A 19,310-nucleotide genomic window follows, 5' to 3' on the forward strand; every position below is an offset into this window, starting at 1 on the left:
AAACAAGAGTTAATACAGTAAAATGAATACACCAGTTGTGGCAGAAGAAAAAAAGCTAAGGACAGGATATACGACAGGAAGTTCTGCTACTGCAGCATCAAAAGCAGCATTACTATCAATTATTAAACAACAAAAGATTGAAGAAATTGAAATTACTTTACCTAAAAAATCTACAATTAAGATTCCTGTAAATTCATGTCAGTTTGAAAAAAACAAAGCAAAGTGTTCTGTAATAAAGGATGGAGGGGATGATCCAGATGTCACACATGGTGCTGAAATCATAGTTGAATTAACATTCAATGATAACAAAAATCAGATTGAAATTGATGGAGGGGAAGGGGTAGGCATAGTAACCAAACCTGGTTTAGGTTTGGAAATCAACAAACCTGCTATTAACCCAGTTCCAAAAAAAATGATTACAGAGAATCTTCAGGAAATAGGAGAAAACATGCTAAAAGAAAAAGGAATCAGAGTGGTAATATCAGTTCCAAAAGGTAAAGAATTAGGGCCAAAAACAGACAATCCAAGAATAGGCATCAAAGAGGGAATTTCAATTTTAGGTACAAGTGGCATAGTAATACCATTTTCAACTGCATCATATGCTGCATCAATTAGACAAAATTTGGATGTATCAATTGCTATGGGAAATGATACAGTCGTGTTAACAACTGGAGGAAGAAGTGAAGATTTTGCAAAAAAGATCGTAGATCTCCCAGAACATTGTTTTGTACAAATGGGGGATTTTTCAGGATACACCATTCAACAATGTGGTAAGAAAAATATCAAAAAAGCATATGTAGTTGGGTTTATTGGAAAACTTGCAAAAATGGCAGCAGGGGTAAAACAAACTCATGTCAAAGGTTCAAAAGTTGATATGAATTTTCTAGCAGAATTAGCAAAAAAAGTTAATGCAAATGGAAAAATTATTGAGGACATTAAAAAAGCAAACACAGCAAGGCATGTATCAGAGATCATTCAAGAAAATAATGTAGATGGATTTTTTGAGTTAATTTGTAGTGAGGTGTATAAACACATGAGAAAACACAGTGAAGAAAAAGTTCCAATTGATGTCATATTATTTGATTTTGAGGGAAATATCTTGGCAAGAGAACCAAAAGGGTAAGGTATTTTATTAAATCAGCAAAGTTTGGAATATGGATAAAATTTCAGTTCTTGCCATTACTAAAAATGGCATCAATATTGGTCAAAACCTTAAAGAAATTTTTCCAGAATGGACCATTTTTGCACCCTCTAAATTATCTAACCAAAATGACTCAATTACATGGTATTCAGCGCCTACATCAGAAAAAATTGTTGAACTTTTCAAAAATAATGATGCATTAATCTGTCTATTTTCTTTAGGTGCAGTGATTCGATTAATTGCACCACATCTTAAAGATAAGAAGACAGATCCGGCAGTAATTGTAATTGATGATAAAATAAATTTTGTAATTAGTGTATTATCTGGACATATTGGAGGAGCAAATGAGCTTACTGAAAAAATTGCAGATAAATTAAAAGCACAACCAGTAATCACTACAGCAGCGGATGTAAACAAAACTATTGCAGTTGATTTAGTAGGCAGAGATTTTGGTTGGAAGATTGAAGACGACTCAAATGTTACTAGAATTAGTACGCATATGGTTAATGAAGAATCAATAGGAATTTTTCAAGATGTAGGAGAAAGAAATTGGTACAAACAATTACCAAAAAATGTTTCAAAATACAACACTATAGAAGAATTAAAGAATTCAAAATCTAAAGCAAATTTAATAATTTCAGATAAAATTATTGAAGATGATTTAACATCTGAATCAGTTATTTACAGACCACCAAGTTTAGTGATTGGAATAGGTTTGCATTGGGATACATCAAAAGAAACTATCAAAGAAGGTATCAATGACTGTTTAGAGAAATTCAAACTTAGTTCAGAATCAATAGCAAAACTAGTTTCTATAAAAAAACCTGAAGATGTGCAGGGACTGATAGATGTTGGAAAAGAGATGGAAATTCCAGTTGAATATGTTGAAAGAGAAGATTTAGCTAAAGTTACAGCTCCTAACCCTTCTGATACTGTAAAAACCTTTGAAGGGACAGCTAGTGTTTCAGAGGCAGCAGCAATTCTAGTGTCAAACGGCAAATTAATTGTAGAAAAGCAGAAATTCCCACCAAATTTGACTATAGCCATAGCGAGGATTGAAAATTGAAGCGGGGATTATTGATAATTGATAGAGGAAGTAGAGAAAGAGAAGCATCTGAAGAATTAGAGACTATTTGTGCAGGAATCAAGACAAAAGGCGACTATGTTTTTGCAAATTATTGCTTTTTAGAGGTTGAACCACCATACATTGAAGATGGTATCTCAAAATGTCTCAAAGAAAATATTGATTCACTAACAATAGTGCCATATTTTCTATATCCAGGAAAAAAAGTAAAGATTGCTGTTACTGATGTAATGAAATTACAAAAAGATACACAAGTGAAATTTCTAATAACTAAACCAATGAGCATGCATAAAACTTTGGTAGACATTGTTGAGAATAGAATTGCAACTACTCTAAAAGAAAATAATGTAACATTATCTAACAAAGATATTGATGTAATGATTATTGGTCACGGTAGCAAGGATCCTAACGCACAAATGTCATTAAACTATATTGTAGATGAACTAAAAAATTCTTACAGAAATGTTAGTCGTTGTTGGTTAGAAATTGAACAACCAGATATTTTTGAAGGAATTAAAAAATGTGAAAAAAATCAGCCAAAGGTATTAGTAATTGTATTTTATTTCTTACATGAAGGAGCACATGTTAAAACGGATATTAACAATGATTTGATTCCAGCTTTAAAAAATTCAAATCTTAAAGATACTTTTATTACGAAACATATTGGAACTGATGAAAAAATTATTAATTTAATTATTGAGAGAGCAAAAGAGGTAGAAGATGCAAACTAAGAAAGGCCAATCAATTGAAGATGCAAGTATGCAGATGATTGAAGAAGAAATTGGATTTCATGCATATAATGAAAAAGAATGGCCTATTGTAAGAAGAATTATTCATTCCACAGCAGATTTTGATTTTGCAGATAAAAATAAAATAATTTTTCATAAAGATGCAATTGAAAGTGGAATGAAAGCCTTGAAGAATGGTTGTAATATTGTAGTTGATGTGAATGGAGTAATTGGAGGTCTTAATAAACAAAATCCTAAAGATTTTGGAAACGAAATTGTGTGTAACATCTCAAAACCGGAAATTATGGAATTGGCAAAAAAAGAGGGAAAAACACGCTCTCAGGTATCAATGAGAATTGCAAAATCAGATATTGATGGAGGAATTGTAGCCATAGGCAATGCTCCCACAGCCCTTCAGGAAGTGATAAAAATGGTAAAAGAAGGAATTGTTAAGCCTGCTCTAATCATAGGCATACCAGTGGGTTTCATTTGTGCTGCAGAATCAAAGGAAGAATTATCTAAGTTAGATGAAGCCCCATTTATCACAAATTTGGGTAGAAAAGGAGGTAGTTCTTCGGCTTCTGCAATAATCAACGCAATTTTCAAGTTAATTCGAGCAGAATCAGCTTCTTGAGTATTTTATACAGTTTTTAACAAAATTTTCTGCATAATTAGAACTATCAAAATAAAGATGTCCATATGATGCAAGAGAATTGTATTGAATTAATCCATCTTTGTGATTCTTTATTCCATCGCCAATTTCTAATTCATAAGCAAACTTTGAATCAGAAGATATAGAATCTAATTTAGAATAATGAAATTCATGACCCTGAATATTATGTGATTTTTCAGAAATTATTGAACGGTTAATTTTCCCTTTGGTGTAATTTAGCTTCATTTTTTTTGTCATAGATGTTTCTGCATCAAAAAGTCCCACCATTTTGTATTTTTTATTTCCTGATGAAATAGATTTTGTAAGATACATCAATCCTCCACATTCTGCGTATATTGGAAGATTATCTTCAGCAAGATTTTTGATGAGTTTTTTCATAGTTTGATTTTTTGTCAACTTTGATCCTAGAATTTCTGGAAATCCCCCACCTATATACAACCCATCACATTTTGGAATTTTTTTGTCATTTACAGGACTAAAAAATTTTAATGATGCACCTTCTCTTCTAAGCGCTTCCAAATTATCTTGATAATAGAAATTAAATGATGTATCTAATGCAACTGCAATTGTTGTTTTTTGTTTTTTATGATTAGGTTTTGGGTTTTTTTGAAATTCAGAAGTATTTTTTGTAAGTTCAATTATTTTGTCAACATCCAAATTCTTTGAAATAATTTTTGAGATTTTTTGAATTTTTCTATATAATGTTTTGTTGTCTAAAGTAGAAAATAGTCCTAAATGTCTGGATTCTAGACTAAGAGAATCTTTTGGAATTACACCCACTATCGGAAGTTTTGTTTTTTGTAAAGCCTGACGACATAGATGTTCATGTTTTTTGCTGCCTATTTTATTAAGGATTATAGCAGAAATTCTAGAATTTTTATGAAATTTTTGAAATCCTAATGCGGTAGCAGCTATAGAGCGAGCAGTTTTGCTTGCATCAAGAATCAAAATTACAGGGGATTTTGTTATAGAAGCTACATGATGGGTACTGGCATAATTGGAATCACCACCAAATCCATCATAATACCCCATTACACCTTCAATTACCGATACGTTAGATTTTGAATTTGAAATAAAACTAGATAACAAATGATTTTTTCCCATTAACCATACATCCAAATTGAATGTTTCATTTTTGGAAATACTTGAAAGATAACTTGGGTCAATATAATCAGGACCTACTTTGAATGGTTGAACAGAATATCCTTGATTTTGAAGTGCATGAATTATTGAACAAGTAATAGATGTTTTTCCAACTCCACTACTAACACCAGCTAAAATAATTCTTGGGATTTTCAATTTGCATGAATAATATTATTTTTTTATTTAAATCGATGTATTTGTCAAATACTCAATGTTTTTAGTCAGATAATGAAATGAGATGTCATGAGTAAGGGTTTGGTAATTGTATACACTGGAAAAGGTAAGGGTAAAACAACTGCAGCGTTAGGATTAGCATTAAGGGCCACAGGTTATGATAAAAAAATCTGCATGATCCAGTTTATCAAAGGTTCTTGGCATTATGGGGAGATGGATTCAACAAAAAAACTTGAGCCAGGATTTGAGATGGTTGCCATTGGGAAAGGGTTTGTAGGTATTATTGATGACAAAAATCCAAAAGAAGATCATGAAAAAGTTGCAAAAGAAGCAATACGAATCAGTAATGAAAAAATTCAATCAGAAAAATACGATATTGTAATTTTAGATGAGATTAATTATGCAATAAATTTGAACTTGATTTCTGTAGATGACGTGTTAAAATTGATAAAATCAAAACCTGACAACACAGATTTAGTTCTAACTGGAAATTATGCCAAAGAAGAAGTGATAGAAATTGCAGATCTAGTCACAGAAATGAAGGAGGTTAAACATCCGTTTCAGAAAGGAATCAAAGCAAAGAAAGGGATTGATTTCTAGCCAGCAACATTAATTTACACAGTTAGGAGTTTTAGAAGAAATGTCTACAGAAGTTCAAGAAATGCCAGAACAAGGAGAAATTGTTCTTGCCACGGTTACTAAAGTCATGGATCATGGTGCATATGTAATACTAGATGAATATGATAATTTACAGGGATTTTTACATATTTCAGAAATTGCCCCAGGTTGGATTAGATCAGTTAATAGATTTGTAAAAGATGGGGAAAAGAAAGTTCTACTTGTTAAAAAAGTAAATCCACAACGCGGAGATATTGATTTATCATTAAAACAGGTTTCCAAAGATCAGAAAAAACAAAAACTAAAAGAAGTTAAAAAATTTGAAAAAGGAAAAACTCTATTACAAAATGTTCAAGAAAAAGCAAAATTATCTGATGAAGATATTGAAAAATTAGAAGATAATATTTATTTGAAATATGATTCAGTATATGACGCATTCATTGAAATTGGAAGAAATGGGATTGACTCAGTTAAGGAATTAAAAATTCCAAAGAAAACTGCAAGTATTATTGAAGAAATATGTTCAAAGATTAAACTTCCTTCTGTAGAGATTAGAGGAATAATGGAAATTACAAATTCAAAGTCTGATGGAATTGAAATTATTAAAAAAATTCTTTTAGATGAATTAAAGAAGGATTCTACAATAGGTATCACATATTTGGGCGCTCCAAAATATAGATTATCAATAACTTCAGAGGATTTTAAATCTGCAGAAAAATCATTGAAACCTATAATTACAAACATACAATCCAATATAGAAAAAAAGAAAGGAGCATTCAAGTTTACTAGAGAAGAATCAAAGAAAACTAGAGAGAATTAAAATGAGATTTCAATTAAGAAAATGTGGTAAATGTTTTCAATATACACTTAAAGAAACATGCCCTAAATGTAAAGAGCAAACAATTTCTGCACATCCAGCAAAATTTTCTCCAGATGACAAATACATGAGATACAGATTAGCTGAAAGGTATAACTAAAAACTAATTTTCTGGTACATAGTCTTTGTTAATTTCATAAACATACACTCCTACCATCTGTCCAGCATCAAGTCTATCAAAACTTGGTGAAGAATATACTAATTTTAATGGACCATTGCCATCTTTAGGAAGCTTGATATTTTTTTCATATATGGCCGTAAAACCTGGGATATATTCTAATGATTGTTGATTAGTTTGGAAATTCACGTATCCAAGCAATTCAAATGGAATCATTTTACCCATTAAAGTCTCATCCCAAAAATGATCTGTTCCACTTACTACATCACTATGTAAATATTTTGAAACAGGTTCTTGGGAAATTCTCATAAACCATTGTTTTTTTGATTCATCTCCACCACCTCTCAAAAGATAAATTGGTTGATCCTCATTTCCAGTTACAGTTAAACGTTCAGATGCAATAAAAATTACAAAATAATCTGCTTCCATTTCCTGTAGGGAACTCCAACCTTGTTCAGGAGTGCTTATGAAAATTTTAGCAATTTTCTTAATTACGTGATCAATTAAAGTAGAATTATCAGCAAGAGATGCCCTTTCAGCTTTAGTTTGAATCCAATATCCATAATCCCACCATGCAGCAATAACAGAATCTTTAGGAGTATTTTGTTTTATCCAGCTTAAAGAGTCATTCCAATCATTAAAATTGTTATTGAATATAGTTCCCCCATTAAGGATAGTAGGAGGGTTATCAGTCATCGCAAAAATCGAGGTATTTGGTGAAAAAGATAATGGAAGTATTAGTAAAATAATAGATCCTACTATAAAAGATGATTTAATAATATTTTGAGTTTTTGTTTTTTCTTTTGCATTTGAAAAAAATTCTTTAAATAGAATTGACAATCCTAATGAGGAAAAAATAATTATTGATAAAGTCGCAAATACTTCTAATCTTACAAATGCAGAACTGATGTAAATTCCCAGCAACCCAATAATTAAAGAAAAAGAAATCATATCGTTCTTAACAAGATCAGATCTTTTCGAACTTTTCAAAAGCAGCCAAATTCCCATACCAGCAAATATCATCAATACAGAATGAAATACGAATGACTGTTGAATAGTAGTAGTTGCATGTTCTGAAACAGAATCAACAAGTGGATCAGCAGTTATCATAAATGGATTTATTGCATTTAGGTATCTATAAGTGGGAAGAGGTAAAATTTCTTCAGTGAAATTTACTGCAAGGAAACTAGAGGAAATTATAAGAAATGCTGTAAGGAAAAATAATCCATTACGGGTTTTGGAATTAACATTACTTTTATTTTGTATGGTGATACAAATTACAAGAAATATTGTAGGTATAATAAGTGACAATCCACCTAACCCAGTAGCAAAAGTATCTGCTAATCTTTCAAAAGCCAAAGAAGTAACAATTGTGGAAATTGTAAAAGTAGGAATTGCCCAAATCAAAAATTTAAAATCTTTTCTCAAAAAAGGCAATACTAAAAAGAAAACCCCTAATGGGATTATGAAAAATTGGCTTCCTCCCCATGAAGATAGTGAAAAAATAAAGAAAATTCCACCTAAAATTAATTTTATAAAAGAAATTTTATGATTTTCAGATTTTATTCCACTTAGGAACAAGTAGATGGCTAAAATGCCAAAAAATAGTCCTAATGGTTCCGATTTAAACCAACCAATTTGTCCTCTAATTAATACGGGTAACGATATTGAAAAGAATAGAGCAGAAAACAGACCAGCAGTAGTTCCTCCAATTACTCGAACTAATCCAAAAACAACAATACAAGTTAATGAACCAATAATAGTTGGAAATAAAATTGTAAAATCATACAAACTGCTATTCCCTCCAAAAATCCAATAAGTTGAAGCAGTTGTAATGTGTAACATAACTTGAGATGTTTGAGAAACATCTCTCCCGTGAGGATACCAACTTAATTCATCATTCCATTGAAAATATGCATCAAATCCATTATTTACCAAATATTCAGTTGCTCTAAAATTAAAAAATGGATCAAATTCATGCAGTTCCCATCCCCATTCTGCAGGTTGGGAACGAATTAAAAAAGATAATGAAAAAGATAATGAAAGAATTCCTATTATTAAGAGATGATTTAATTTTAAATCAAATTGCCCAATAGAAATTAGAGTATAATGAGAATTCAATAATTTCCAGCGTAAATCTAGGCTTATTACTCTTTATGAAGAAATTATATTTTCAAGACGATTATTGTGGGGCATATTTTCCAGTTAATTTTGCTTCAGCAACAATATGATCTTTTATCAAAATTTCAAGATCTTTCTTGGTTGAACCTTTACTAAGATCGAATACTTTGTCAAGAGCATATAGTTTAAAGATGTAAGTATGTTCTTTATCAGGAGGTGCTGGTCCACCATAACCAATTTCTCCAAAGTCGGTTTCTCCTTCAATTGAATTTTCAGGTATAGAATTTTCATTTATTTTTGTAATTTCTGTAGGAATGTTCCACAAAACCCAATGAACCCAAACTTTACCTACAGCCCCCATTGCATCTGGATCATCCATGATCAAAGCTAAAGATTTTGTAGATTCTGGAATATCATTAATAATTAGTGAGGGACTAATGTTTCCATTCTTGTAACCAAATTTTTTTGGTATTGTTCCTCCATTTTCAAAAGATGAGCTTTCTAATTTCATAATTATAATCAAAAAATACCTAAAGTTAAATTTTTCTAAGATTCTAAAATTATCTTATCATTAGAAAAAGACAGTATAGTACTACCTACAGATTTAATTTGTTTTTTTAATTCTTTATCCATTGTCCCAATAATAGATTTATTGGATTTTGCAAATTCCAGTAATTCTTTATCTGCAAAAGAACCTGATAATTGAATAGTTTTAAAATTTTTAATAAAATCTAATGTTTTTTCAATATCATGTTTTTTTTCAGGGATTTTGAGTAATTTTGATAATTCTGTTTTTACAACATCAGGAACGACAAAAGAGATTGCACCTATCTCGACATCAAGATTATCAATATTTTTTATTCTTCTAGTAGCAAGATTAATCAGAAAACTGGTATCACAGATTACTTCAACCAACTATTCCTGCACCAATTAGTCTCCAGCGCTCATCAATTCGTCTACTTAGTGCTACATTTCCACCTTCAAAAATGCAGGCAGGTCTTCTTAATTCAATTTCCACATTTTTGGATTTAACTTTAGTTACTTTACCTAATAATGGTGCAGTACCAATATTTACTCGAAGTAGTTCTCCTGTTTGTATTGGTTGAACTTTGATGTCTTCAGTTGTTCCTACTGCTGAATCAAATAAAGTTACATCTAGTTTTAATTTTGTAGAATTTTCAGGTAATGTTCCTGGTTTTCCAATAACTGAACCAATAAATGAATCACTACGAGTCATCGATGGATCTAGTTTAGTTCCAATAGCAACTAGACCACCAGGTTTTACTGATTCAACAATTCCTGCAGCAGTTCCTAAAGAAGTAATTTCTGTTACTAGTGGTTCATAATTTTTTTTCTTTTCATTTAAAATTCCGGGTTTAATCTCAATTTCATCACCTACATTGAATATACCTTGAGTTAAGCTTCCTCCAATAACTCCTCCCTTGATATTTTTTAGTTTAGTTCCAGGTTTGTTGACATCAAAAGAACGTAAAACATGCATAACTGTATCTTGTTTTTCATCTCTATCAGGAGTTTTGATATTAGACTCTATCGAACCAATTAATGCATCTACATTTAGTCCAGATTGAGCTGAAATTGGAATAATTGGTGCTTTTGCAGCATGTGTTCCTTTGACAAATTTTGTAATATCTTGATAGTTTGCAAGTGCTTCTTTGTAAGATAATAAATCAACTTTGTTTTGAACAACTACAATCTGTTGAATCCCAAGTGTTTGAAGGGCTAAGAGGTGTTCTTTTGTCTGGGGTCTTGGAACCTTTTCATTTGCTGCAACTAGCAATAATGCTCCATCCATTAATGCAGAACCTGATAACATGTTAGCCATCAAGCTTTCATGTCCTGGGCTATCAACAAAACTAACAACTCTAGATAACTCACTTTCTCCACCACAGTTATTACATTTTGGAGTTGTAGAATATCCCAAAGGTTCTTCACAATTTTTGCATTTGTAAAATGCTGCATCAGAATAACCCACACGAATTGTAATTCCACGTTTTAGTTCTTGGCTATGAACACTTGTCCATGAACCAGTTAATGCTTGAATTAAAGTAGTTTTTCCATGATCTACATGACCTGCAGTCCCAATGTTAACACATGGTTGATATCCATACTTTTCAACGTACCAATCAGGAAGTGTATCTCTCCAATGCATGAGTCAAAATGTAGAATCGGTATATGTTAAGTTATTCTTTTTTGTCTTCAGTTTTTTCTTCTGCAGATTCTGCTGCATCTTCTGCAGGAGCTTCAACAGGTAATTCACCATCAAACTTGCAATTAATTTGATAAATTTCTTCGGAAACAGTATTTCCACGCATTAATTTTCTTACTCGTTGTCCTTTCTCTGCATCTTGTAAACCTACACCTTTAGAAAGTAAAACATATTTTCTTGCAGCTCCATGAATATCATTTCTCATTGGAACACCGGACTTGTCACTACCTCCAGTGAGTTTTAACTTTCCACTTAAACCCGCAACAGAAGCATCAGTTTCTTGTCCCAATTCAAGACCTAATAGAGGATTAGCATCGCTATCTTTAAGCTCCTTAGACATTGATTTTCCTTTGGTATCGGAAATGGTAATCTTGAAGTTTGCCAAGTATTCGAAAAAAATCTAAAACGACTAATTAACCTTTGGACATTATTTTTAAATTAATAGAGATAGAGATGAACATGGCTGAAGATATACGATGCCCCAAATGCGATAACAAGATGGTCGACATGCAAGCCTGTCATATGTTTTGTCCAAATTGTGGATCACATCTAGATTGTTCAGATAAAGGAAATTATTGGTAAATTACAATCCTGGTCTATCAGGAATATACTCAGAAGACATGTTGATTGCTTGATCTTTCATGATTTCAAGATAGGTATCATAATCGGCTTCAAAATTGCAATGAGGGCATTTTACATTTGTCACATCATCATCCAATACTGCAGCCTTTTCACATTCAGGACATCTTGCATCCATGGAATAACTTAGGAATTAAGATATTTAATCATAATTAATGAAGATGCTCAAGCGGAGTTAGTTTAGTCTGGTATGACGTCAGCTTCCCAAGCTGAAGGCCGCGGGTTCAAATCCCGCACTCCGCATTACAATTCACGAATTGCTTGTTCTATAATCCCTCGATCAGGAGCCTTAGGGAAATATTTCAAATAATTTTTGAGATCGTCTTTTGCGTCGTTATTCTTATTTTGTTGTTCTCTAAGATAAGCACGATTTTTGTAAATTTTAGCAGAACGTTTGGGATTAATTTCAATTGCCTTTGTGTAACAATCTTCTGCCTTTTGAAAATCATTTGTTTTAAGATAAAAATTTCCAAGGCCATTATACGTCAAATATGATCGGTTATTGAGTTCCAAGCATTTTTCATAGAGATTTATACACTCAGAAGATTTTTGTTCATTCATCATGGTACCTAAGAGATGAAGTGCAGTTGAATTTTCTGGATTCAATTCTATTGCTTGATTTAACGAATTGATTGCTTCAGAATAATTTTTTAGAATATTTTGTCGTTCTGATTCAAAACAAAGTCTATTTGATTTATCAAAAGAATCATTCTCAAGTGTAATAGAAGACATAATATCTTCAGGCGCAAGTACAATCAATAATTTTCCTTCTTCAGACCATTCTTTTTCAAAAACATCTTCAGGAATTGCACCTTCTTGTATTTCGCCCTCTTGATTTCCTGTTTGGATATAATGCAGAATCGTTTTTTCATCATCATTGTAACCTGTAATAATTGAAGCATGTTGAGTAACTTCAGGAATTCCTGGCAGAATCACTATTAGAGGAATTCCAGAATCAATAATTTTTTTTAATTCATTAAGAGAAGAATGTACAATTTTGCATATCAGACCATGTCTTTCTGCAGATTCAATACCTTCAATTAGAATACTTCCGTTAAATCCTGCATATTTTTTTGCAGTCTCTATGGCTTCGGCCATAGGTAAATCAATATTCCAATATTTTGATACTACATTAACAGGTAATGGGAGACAGATATTTTCTTCTTCAACTAGAGGTAAAAGTAATTCATGATCTTCTTGTTCCATAAATTAATCAAATTTTCAGAGTAATTAAAATCATTCAGAGTACACAGAACTGTTCAATTAGATTATTTCCATCTAAACTCATTTCAGGATGAAATTGAGTTCCAAAAATAGGCTTGTTTACATGCTTGATAATTTCATATTTACAATTAGAAGATTCACCAATGGAAACTAATTCTTTAGGTAGTTTAGCTATCTCAAAATTATGACTTTCAAAAACCAACAATGAATCATTATTAATTAGATCATTCTCAAAGATCTTTACAGTTTCGTTTCCTTTTTGAAGAGATGAGCTTTTCTTGATGGTTCCTCCCAAAGTAAGAGATAAAATTTCTGCACCATAACAAATACCAAGTAGTTTGGAATTATTTTTTATTGAATAATTTACAATTTTGGAATTTATTTCATTAATCTTTTTTTCATTTTTTCTTCTTCCAGATAAAATAAAAGAATCATAATTAGATAATGAACCAAGATCTAAATTATAAGGTGTTTGGATTTTAAATGGAATTTTTTTTTCATTAAGAAAATTAATTAGATTTTTTGTGTAAATGGAACCATTATCTACAACTAGAAGCAACTAACTGCCTACCTCAATTGAGACATAATGAATCTCAGAGATACCATCCTTGACATATATTGTTCCGATATTGAGATTATTTCCTTCCTCCCACATGAACACTCTATCACTCCGTGGTTTTACAAAGTCATCAATGAATTCTGATAAGAATCCTATAGTTTCTTCACGTTCATTTTCAGTAAAGAAGAACAATTCTCCTTCATTAAATGACAATGGAATTTGTATCGATGTAGGTTCAGATATAGTAATTTCATTTTCTTCAAATACTTTCTTGATAATTTCAATTCTATCACTTCTGTCTAGCTCAACATAATTCTCATCAGCTACTGTAATAGAACCTGCTACGCCTGAAACTTTCTTCAAATAAGCTTCAAAGGCTTGTTCTTGAGTTTCTCCCAATCCAACAAAGTATTCTCCATTAAATGCAGCACCTACAGCTGCAATTGTTCCTAATTGTGCAACTACACCACCAGCACCAGCAGTATAAACAGGGATAAAGTAAACATCATGAGCACCTACACGATACAAAATATTATCACCAATTCTTGGATTTCTCAATAATGTCTTTAATTGAGCAAATTCAGGATCTCTATCAAGTGCTTCTCTTACTGCGGTTGGACCAATTAGTTTTGTTTCAGAATCTAGTGGAACTTCATAAAACTGCAAGTCTCCTAGATTGGTAAGATCGTTTTCAACTACCATATATCCAGCAAGGTTTCTTCCTTCAGATCCACGTAATTCTAATGATAATAAGCCTAAGAATTCAGTTTGATCAAATCCAGGTGGTTTTGCTTCAACATAATAGGTATCAAGACCACGAGGAATTTCATAAAATTCATTTGCTTGGATGAATGTTTCAACATTTGTGACATGATAAACATTGTACATTTCAGTCTTCCAGTTGAACAATTCAACAGGATATCTGATTTGTTCTTCTAACCAAGCAGGCATTGGTTGGAATTGTTCCTCATATTGACTTGCAAACATGTCTGTGAAGAAATCATCTCCTGTTTTTAGTAATTGAATATCACCATCGTATGAATCAACAAGAGCATATCCAACTAAACGCAAGTATGGATTTCCAACAGACCATGGAACATCTCGTGTGTCAAATCCAATGATTAATGGAATTAACCAATACGAGTTCTCTCCATCAGTTACAGGAAGTGAATCTAGTTCTTTACCAAACAAGTCATAGAGGAAATAAGGATACAGAGTTTGCATTCTGTCATGAACATCTTTGTATCTCATGATATGAACAGACTCTCCTGGGAATGAAAGCAAAAAGTTTGGCTCAAATATCCAACTCAGTGGGGGTGAAACATCCAATCCTCCCAATCCAGAATAAGATACACCGCCAAGTTCTGCGCTTTCAGATCCTCTGGAATTAGGATAACCTGACCAGGTTTGTTCAAATAAACCACCTTCACCATAGTAAATTTCTCTTTGTTTGAAAAATTGCTCACTATCAACAATTTGTCCATCTGTTGCCTCTAGAGTAAGGAATCCTTCAGGAACATGTGTATAAACAAAATGCTCGTTATACCATCTATTTTCAAGGCTGACTGACGTTGGAAGAATTGGTTTCATTGAGGCTGTCCAATACAAAGTATTGTTGAATCTCAAAATATCATTATCTTCAAAGTCGACATAAGGAATCAAACCAATTTCAGGCTTTAATTTGGCAAAAGCTGCTTCCCAATCCCAAACTCGAATTACATCTAAAACATCACTGTTTTGAGAAACATAATTTTTGATATTATTTGGAGAAACAGAAGTTAGCTGGACATCATGAGTGTTTTCTTGTATATTATTTAGTTCACCTAGATATCTGTTAACACCAATTTGTTGAGCAGTGTATGGTCCCAAAAATTCAATCTTTTTTGCATCTGCAATACTATTATTTACAGAAACAACACCTGCAACAATTATTGCAATTGCAATTATTGTAAGAATTCTAATGTATACATCTCTCTTAAACATATGAGTTAGAACACGTGCTCTAATTCTATCAACTACGGAAAATGCAATTAATGCAGAACCTATTACGAGTGTACCACCAATTACATATCTTGTGTTATAATCAATTTGATCAGTAAAAAAGAGATTAAAGCCTGCCCAGATTATTCCAATGCCAATTATTCCTTCAATAGTTGAAACATAGTTTAAGTATCTAGGTTTGCCTTCATTAGAGTCTTGAAGAAATGAAGTGATTACGTTAATTATTCTGTGTAAGCCAACATACAAAACTAGACGCAAACCAATTGCAGCAAGTATCGGAGGAATCAAAATTACTAATGCAGGTATCATTGGAACTACATTTTCTGCAGCATAGTTTGGATCAGTTTCTGGAGTTACAAATGGTAATGAAAATAATTTTGGTAGGTTTTCAATTCCAAGATAGTTGCCATCAATAAATGACATTGCAGCAAATCCAAACATGATATTTGCAAAGAATGCACCAAAGAGGAAGATTTTGGTAATTTGCCAGAGTGCAAATTGGCCTGAGCTTAATTTGTAGTCTCTAAAACTAGGTACAGCATTAGATATTGGTTGCTGTCCACTTCGACCTAAAAATCCAATTGCAGTATTAATTGCATACCAGAAAATAGAAGATCGCCCAGCGATATTTACACGAACTAATGCAATGGCAGATAAAATAATGGTAGATACAAGTGTGTAAAAGAGCGGCTTGGTGAATTGATCGCCAAACTCTGTGAAATTCATGGATAAAATGACTGCCTGATTTCCTACAATTGCAAGAATAACAACACCAATGATTGCAACAATGCCTAATCTGATGTATTTTCCAGCATCAGGAGGGGGAGTCTGCTTATCAGTAGAGGCGCTATACAAAATCAAGTTGAGTTAAGATTTGGTAAATTAATGTCTTACCAGCAAAATTAGGCGATTGTTGCTAGTTTTTTGCATATCATATAGACTGCAGCAAATGTAGAAACGCTTACTTTTTCATTATGATACGGTCCAAATTTTTTATTTTTTAATTTAAACTCAATTGGGCAATTTGCTAAGACTTCAACAGTATCATCACTAAGAAAAGATGAATCCGCATAAGCATCAAATTTTTCCAAGTCTTTACAATGGATTTTTGTAAGACCACTTTTGCTATTGATAGAACCTGGTAAACGAAAAATTCTATGGATATCCATTGTAACATTTGGATCAATTTTGGTTCCAATATTTTCAGAAACATTATCCAAAGTTTTTTGGAATAACGAATAACCATTTGAAAGTAATTCTGAAATGATCTTTGATCTTTTTGATTTTGAACCATAAACGTATTTTGAAAATCTTCCTCTCCATCCAGATTCGTCAAAATCTGGAAAAGAATTTCTATTTGGCTTAAATTTTTTCATTCCGAATTTTTCAGGGATTGCACCATTAAACATAATGTAATCTACAAGCTCTGATCTCTCTCTAGAACCAATTTGTTGAAATTGTGAATTATACACATAGATATGAAATCCTTCATTCCCAGAAAAATATACTTGAATATCATCTTTGTTTACTAAAAGATCATTTGTTAGAATTTCTGATAATTTTTTAACTTCAACTTTTGAAGAGTCAATACAATTCTTACATGGCAAAGATTTTTTTTCTAATTTTGTAGAGTTACATTTTGAACATTTTTCAGAATTATTTGAAATTTCATGACATTCATTACATATTGATAATGTATGGTTTGATCTACAAGACAAATTAAGATCCTTTGCGTCAATATCAAAGATAAGATCAGCTTCCTTCCAATCTTTCTCATTCATAGGTAAGTTTGGAAATGAATAGTATGCATTTGAACAATAGACATCAGATGGAACATTTTGCATTAGTAGTAAATGTAGTTCTTTGTCATCTTTGACTGAAATATGACGTGTCATTCCTGAGTTGAATTTTTGGTAACCAAACTCTCTTTCAGATGTACGTTCTGGTACTCTAATCAATTCAAATTGTTCAAAATAATATTTTTTGAACGCACTTTCTAGAAATTTTATATCAGTTTCATTCATTATTTTCTCTTTTTTCCAAATTGAAGTGGAGTAATAATGCCATCACATTCAGATGTAGCAAAACAAAGACTTTGTGTTTTTAGTTTTTCACATGAAGGACAAGAATATTGAGTACCACTACCAGAGGTTCCAGCTAAATGATTGAGTTGGTAAAGGGTTACACGCTCATTATAATCAGGAGCATTTTTGAATAATGGTGCAATCTGTTGAACAGATTGTCCTTTTGAAAGAAGAAAGGTTGCCAACATAAATCTACCAGAATGTGGAAGGTTTTCACCTTTTTCAAGTATGTCAATTGCATGTTTGATACATGGGGGGTATTCTCCAGTTGTTACTGTAAAAGTTGAGAATTTTTTTGACAACATTACAAGTTTGTTTACAGAATCTTCAAAGCCAGGAATCATTGTTGGTGTTTTTGCATTTACTATTTTTGAATTGATGTACGTACCAAGTTCTTTTCTAATCAATCTCACAGTTTCATGAGGAGTAAGAAAAACTTGCCCATTTTCAACATGCCTGTTAATTAATTTCCATTCTCTTTCATGAAAATTAATAGAATGTTTTAGATAATCAGATACTGGAATTACAAAATAATCATCTAATTTTTCTATTTGAACTGAAAATAAATCATCAATTACCCTAATTGCTAATTGTTTTTTTGATTCATCTGAAATATTTGCCAAGTCTTTTTCCAGATATTTTTCAGCTCGTCTTGCCTCAGCGAGTGCAAATCTCTTGATCAGAGTATGCATACCACTTAGTTTTAACAAAACTATAGCGAGTAGAAATGAGAAGACTTCTCTAGGAAGTGCTGCCTCTTTTGATACCTGATCCCCAATAAGATCAGATTTGTAGATCTTTCCATCTGCTGCAACTTGAATTCTCTCATATGCTTTAGTTATCAGTTCCTTAAGATCAGGATCTGTTCCAAATTGTTCTAAGGTGAATCCCTTATCTTTTAGATACTGACCAGCATCAGCCAAAAAGGGGTATTTTGCAATTTCATCTTGTCCAAGTGCTAACATACTAGTAAATTACCTAGTTTACTTAAAAATCTGGTTTCAGTATATTTGATGCTGGTTTAAATTATGTTTTAATAAAATTTGGAATATGCAGATCGGTTGTCATGTATCAATTTCAGGTTCTATTGACAAATCAATCGATAATGCAGTGGAAAGAGAATGTTCAGCGTTTCAAATTTTTACCAGAAATCCAAGAGGATGGCATGCAAAGCCATTAACAAAAGATGACATTACCAATTTTAAATCAAAATTAAAAGAAAGTAAAATTGACAGATTTGCAACATGTGCACATATGCCATACTTGCCAAATTTAGCTACTCCAAAAGAAGATGGATTTGAAAAATCAGTAAAAACTCTGGTAGATGAAGTTGAGAGATGTGCACAATTAGGGATTCCATATCTTGTAACACACCTTGGAAGTCATTTAGGAACTGGAGAAGAGGCAGGAATTAAGAGATTAGTCAAAGGATTAACTGAAGCAGGTAAAACAAAAAATGATGTAATGATTTTGCTAGAAAATACAGCAGGACAAAAAAATTCTGTTGGTTCAGACTTTAAACAATTAGGAGAGATATTCAAACAACTAAAACCTGCAAAAAAATTTGGTGTTTGTTTAGACTCATGTCATGCGTTTGTATCAGGATATGATTTGAGAACCGAAGCTAAAGTTAAAGAAACTTTTGCAGAATTTGATAAATATGTAGGAATAGATAATTTGAAAATTCTTCATCTAAATGATGCTAAAGGCGATATTGGTTGTAATCTTGATAGACACTACCATTTAGGAATGGGAGGAATTGGTGAGAAAGGAATTTCTGCCATTGTAAAATTTGCAAACAAGAAGAAAATACCAATAATTTTAGAAACTCCTATTGATGATGATAGAGATGATTTTGAGAACGTTAGAAAAGCAAAAGAATTTGCGTAGAAATTTATT

20 protein-coding genes, 1 tRNA gene and 1 pseudogene are annotated in these 19,310 nt (G+C 31.9%); 9 read left to right on the top strand and 13 right to left on the bottom strand.

Going from position 1 to position 19,310, the window contains the following annotated elements; translation table 11 throughout:
- The first annotated feature begins 22 nt into the window (after nucleotides 1–22).
- Genes ACQY22_RS02870 through ACQY22_RS02885 form a run of 4 tightly spaced genes read left to right on the top strand, consistent with a single transcriptional unit; the run spans nucleotide 23 to nucleotide 3,587 of the window.
- Nucleotides 23–1,123, top strand: a complete 1,101-nt coding sequence (locus tag ACQY22_RS02870; protein ID WP_428325045.1) for a cobalt-precorrin-5B (C(1))-methyltransferase — start codon at nucleotides 23–25, stop codon at nucleotides 1,121–1,123.
- A gap of 31 nt (nucleotides 1,124–1,154) precedes the next feature.
- Nucleotides 1,155–2,207, top strand: a complete 1,053-nt coding sequence (locus ACQY22_RS02875) for a cobalt-precorrin 5A hydrolase (protein WP_428325046.1) — start codon at nucleotides 1,155–1,157, stop codon at nucleotides 2,205–2,207.
- Nucleotides 2,204–2,956 carry a sirohydrochlorin chelatase gene (locus ACQY22_RS02880; RefSeq protein ID WP_428325047.1) on the top strand — a complete coding sequence of 251 codons (753 nt, stop codon included), beginning with the start codon at nucleotides 2,204–2,206 and terminating at the stop codon, nucleotides 2,954–2,956. The genes ACQY22_RS02875 and ACQY22_RS02880 overlap by 4 nt, the downstream gene beginning before the upstream one ends.
- The gene (locus tag ACQY22_RS02885; protein ID WP_428325048.1) at nucleotides 2,946–3,587 is read left to right on the top strand and encodes a precorrin-8X methylmutase; all 642 of its coding nucleotides are present in this window, start codon (nucleotides 2,946–2,948) and stop codon (nucleotides 3,585–3,587) included. Before ACQY22_RS02880 ends, ACQY22_RS02885 begins: the two co-directional genes overlap by 11 nt.
- Here ACQY22_RS02885 and ACQY22_RS02890 read toward each other — a convergent pair.
- A complete protein-coding gene (locus tag ACQY22_RS02890; RefSeq protein WP_428325049.1) occupies nucleotides 3,576–4,925 on the bottom strand; it encodes a cobyrinate a,c-diamide synthase in 1,350 nt (449 codons plus the stop codon). The two genes, ACQY22_RS02885 and ACQY22_RS02890, sit on opposite strands and share 12 nt — an antisense overlap.
- An 87-nt stretch (nucleotides 4,926–5,012) precedes the next feature.
- Between ACQY22_RS02890 and cobO the strand changes: the two genes are divergently transcribed.
- Genes cobO through ACQY22_RS02905 form a run of 3 tightly spaced genes read left to right on the top strand, consistent with a single transcriptional unit; the run spans nucleotide 5,013 to nucleotide 6,538 of the window.
- The gene (gene cobO / locus ACQY22_RS02895; protein ID WP_428325050.1) at nucleotides 5,013–5,543 is read left to right on the top strand and encodes a cob(I)yrinic acid a,c-diamide adenosyltransferase; all 531 of its coding nucleotides are present in this window, start codon (nucleotides 5,013–5,015) and stop codon (nucleotides 5,541–5,543) included.
- A gap of 40 nt (nucleotides 5,544–5,583) precedes the next feature.
- Nucleotides 5,584–6,381, top strand: coding sequence for a translation initiation factor IF-2 subunit alpha (locus ACQY22_RS02900; RefSeq protein ID WP_428325051.1), 798 nt, complete (start codon nucleotides 5,584–5,586; stop codon nucleotides 6,379–6,381).
- A 1-nt stretch (nucleotide 6,382) separates the two neighbouring features.
- The gene (locus tag ACQY22_RS02905; protein ID WP_428325052.1) at nucleotides 6,383–6,538 is read left to right on the top strand and encodes an RNA-protein complex protein Nop10; all 156 of its coding nucleotides are present in this window, start codon (nucleotides 6,383–6,385) and stop codon (nucleotides 6,536–6,538) included.
- Nucleotides 6,539–6,541: 3 nt separating this feature from the next.
- Here the strand turns inward: ACQY22_RS02905 and ACQY22_RS02910 are convergent, their stop codons facing one another.
- From ACQY22_RS02910 to ACQY22_RS02940, 7 genes and pseudogenes are all read right to left on the bottom strand, one after another.
- Complete coding sequence (locus tag ACQY22_RS02910; RefSeq protein WP_428325562.1) at nucleotides 6,542–7,666, bottom strand: hypothetical protein; 1,125 nt, start codon at nucleotides 7,664–7,666, stop codon at nucleotides 6,542–6,544.
- Nucleotides 7,667–7,849: 183 nt separating this feature from the next.
- Nucleotides 7,850–8,677 (bottom strand): annotated as a pseudogene (locus ACQY22_RS02915) (STT3 domain-containing protein); the annotation flags it as partial.
- Nucleotides 8,678–8,738: 61 nt separating this feature from the next.
- Entirely contained in the window at nucleotides 8,739–9,188 is a 450-nt protein-coding gene (locus ACQY22_RS02920) for a YbhB/YbcL family Raf kinase inhibitor-like protein (protein WP_428325053.1), read from the bottom strand.
- Nucleotides 9,189–9,223: 35 nt separating this feature from the next.
- Entirely contained in the window at nucleotides 9,224–9,592 is a 369-nt protein-coding gene (locus tag ACQY22_RS02925) for a PIN domain-containing protein (protein WP_428325054.1), read from the bottom strand.
- Nucleotides 9,585–10,847 carry a translation initiation factor IF-2 subunit gamma gene (locus ACQY22_RS02930; protein ID WP_428325055.1) on the bottom strand — a complete coding sequence of 421 codons (1,263 nt, stop codon included), beginning with the start codon at nucleotides 10,845–10,847 and terminating at the stop codon, nucleotides 9,585–9,587. The genes ACQY22_RS02925 and ACQY22_RS02930 overlap by 8 nt, the downstream gene beginning before the upstream one ends.
- 31 nt (nucleotides 10,848–10,878) lie before the next feature.
- Nucleotides 10,879–11,289, bottom strand: coding sequence for a S6e family ribosomal protein (locus tag ACQY22_RS02935; RefSeq protein ID WP_428325056.1), 411 nt, complete (start codon nucleotides 11,287–11,289; stop codon nucleotides 10,879–10,881).
- A gap of 198 nt (nucleotides 11,290–11,487) precedes the next feature.
- Nucleotides 11,488–11,661 carry a zinc-domain-containing protein gene (locus ACQY22_RS02940; RefSeq protein WP_428325057.1) on the bottom strand — a complete coding sequence of 58 codons (174 nt, stop codon included), beginning with the start codon at nucleotides 11,659–11,661 and terminating at the stop codon, nucleotides 11,488–11,490.
- Between the two features lie 51 nt (nucleotides 11,662–11,712).
- Between ACQY22_RS02940 and ACQY22_RS02945 the strand changes: the two genes are divergently transcribed.
- Nucleotides 11,713–11,786: transfer RNA gene (locus ACQY22_RS02945), tRNA-Gly, on the top strand.
- On the opposite strand, the gene ACQY22_RS02950 is transcribed toward ACQY22_RS02945, so the two are convergent.
- From ACQY22_RS02950 to ACQY22_RS02970, 5 genes are read right to left on the bottom strand one after another with little or no spacing between them, the layout of a single operon-like run.
- Nucleotides 11,787–12,749, bottom strand: coding sequence for a tetratricopeptide repeat protein (locus ACQY22_RS02950; RefSeq protein WP_428325058.1), 963 nt, complete (start codon nucleotides 12,747–12,749; stop codon nucleotides 11,787–11,789).
- A 34-nt stretch (nucleotides 12,750–12,783) separates the two neighbouring features.
- Nucleotides 12,784–13,326 (bottom strand): type 1 glutamine amidotransferase, encoded by a 543-nt coding sequence (locus ACQY22_RS02955; protein WP_428325059.1) that lies wholly within the window; start codon nucleotides 13,324–13,326, stop codon nucleotides 12,784–12,786.
- Entirely contained in the window at nucleotides 13,327–16,182 is a 2,856-nt protein-coding gene (locus ACQY22_RS02960; RefSeq protein ID WP_428325060.1) for a UPF0182 family protein, read from the bottom strand.
- 47 nt (nucleotides 16,183–16,229) lie between these two features.
- Nucleotides 16,230–17,351: a DNA primase small subunit domain-containing protein gene (locus ACQY22_RS02965; RefSeq protein WP_428325061.1), complete on the bottom strand. Its 1,122-nt coding sequence runs from the start codon at nucleotides 17,349–17,351 to the stop codon at nucleotides 16,230–16,232.
- Nucleotides 17,351–18,376, bottom strand: a complete 1,026-nt coding sequence (locus tag ACQY22_RS02970) for a DNA primase (RefSeq protein ID WP_428325062.1) — start codon at nucleotides 18,374–18,376, stop codon at nucleotides 17,351–17,353. Before ACQY22_RS02970 ends, ACQY22_RS02965 begins: the two co-directional genes overlap by 1 nt.
- A gap of 85 nt (nucleotides 18,377–18,461) precedes the next feature.
- Here ACQY22_RS02970 and ACQY22_RS02975 point away from each other — a divergent pair, with 85 nt between their 5' ends.
- A complete protein-coding gene (locus ACQY22_RS02975; RefSeq protein ID WP_428325064.1) occupies nucleotides 18,462–19,301 on the top strand; it encodes a deoxyribonuclease IV in 840 nt (279 codons plus the stop codon).
- Nucleotides 19,302–19,310: the final 9 nt, after the last annotated feature.

The sequence above is a fragment of the Candidatus Nitrosopumilus sp. genome, from assembly GCF_965263415.1.
In the GTDB taxonomy this organism is placed as follows: domain Archaea; phylum Thermoproteota; class Nitrososphaeria; order Nitrososphaerales; family Nitrosopumilaceae; genus Nitrosopumilus.

Excerpts from the sequence above, each read along its gene's own strand:
- ACQY22_RS02875 (WP_428325046.1), top strand. The coding sequence starts at position 1,155 with ATGGATAAAATTTCAGTTCTTGCCATTACTAAAAATGGCATCAATATT.
- ACQY22_RS02885 (WP_428325048.1), top strand. The coding sequence starts at position 2,946 with ATGCAAACTAAGAAAGGCCAATCAATTGAAGATGCAAGTATGCAGATG.
- cobO (WP_428325050.1), top strand. The coding sequence starts at position 5,013 with ATGAGTAAGGGTTTGGTAATTGTATACACTGGAAAAGGTAAGGGTAAA.
- ACQY22_RS02970 (WP_428325062.1), bottom strand. The coding sequence starts at position 18,376 with ATGTTAGCACTTGGACAAGATGAAATTGCAAAATACCCCTTTTTGGCT.
- ACQY22_RS02975 (WP_428325064.1), top strand. The coding sequence starts at position 18,462 with ATGCAGATCGGTTGTCATGTATCAATTTCAGGTTCTATTGACAAATCA.
- ACQY22_RS02900 (WP_428325051.1), top strand. The coding sequence starts at position 5,584 with ATGTCTACAGAAGTTCAAGAAATGCCAGAACAAGGAGAAATTGTTCTT.
- ACQY22_RS02930 (WP_428325055.1), bottom strand. The coding sequence starts at position 10,847 with ATGCATTGGAGAGATACACTTCCTGATTGGTACGTTGAAAAGTATGGA.
- ACQY22_RS02870 (WP_428325045.1), top strand. The coding sequence starts at position 23 with ATGAATACACCAGTTGTGGCAGAAGAAAAAAAGCTAAGGACAGGATAT.
- ACQY22_RS02910 (WP_428325562.1), bottom strand. The coding sequence starts at position 7,666 with ATGATAACTGCTGATCCACTTGTTGATTCTGTTTCAGAACATGCAACT.
- ACQY22_RS02920 (WP_428325053.1), bottom strand. The coding sequence starts at position 9,188 with ATGAAATTAGAAAGCTCATCTTTTGAAAATGGAGGAACAATACCAAAA.
- ACQY22_RS02965 (WP_428325061.1), bottom strand. The coding sequence starts at position 17,351 with ATGAATGAAACTGATATAAAATTTCTAGAAAGTGCGTTCAAAAAATAT.
- ACQY22_RS02950 (WP_428325058.1), bottom strand. The coding sequence starts at position 12,749 with ATGGAACAAGAAGATCATGAATTACTTTTACCTCTAGTTGAAGAAGAA.
- ACQY22_RS02940 (WP_428325057.1), bottom strand. The coding sequence starts at position 11,661 with ATGGATGCAAGATGTCCTGAATGTGAAAAGGCTGCAGTATTGGATGAT.
- ACQY22_RS02905 (WP_428325052.1), top strand. The coding sequence starts at position 6,383 with ATGAGATTTCAATTAAGAAAATGTGGTAAATGTTTTCAATATACACTT.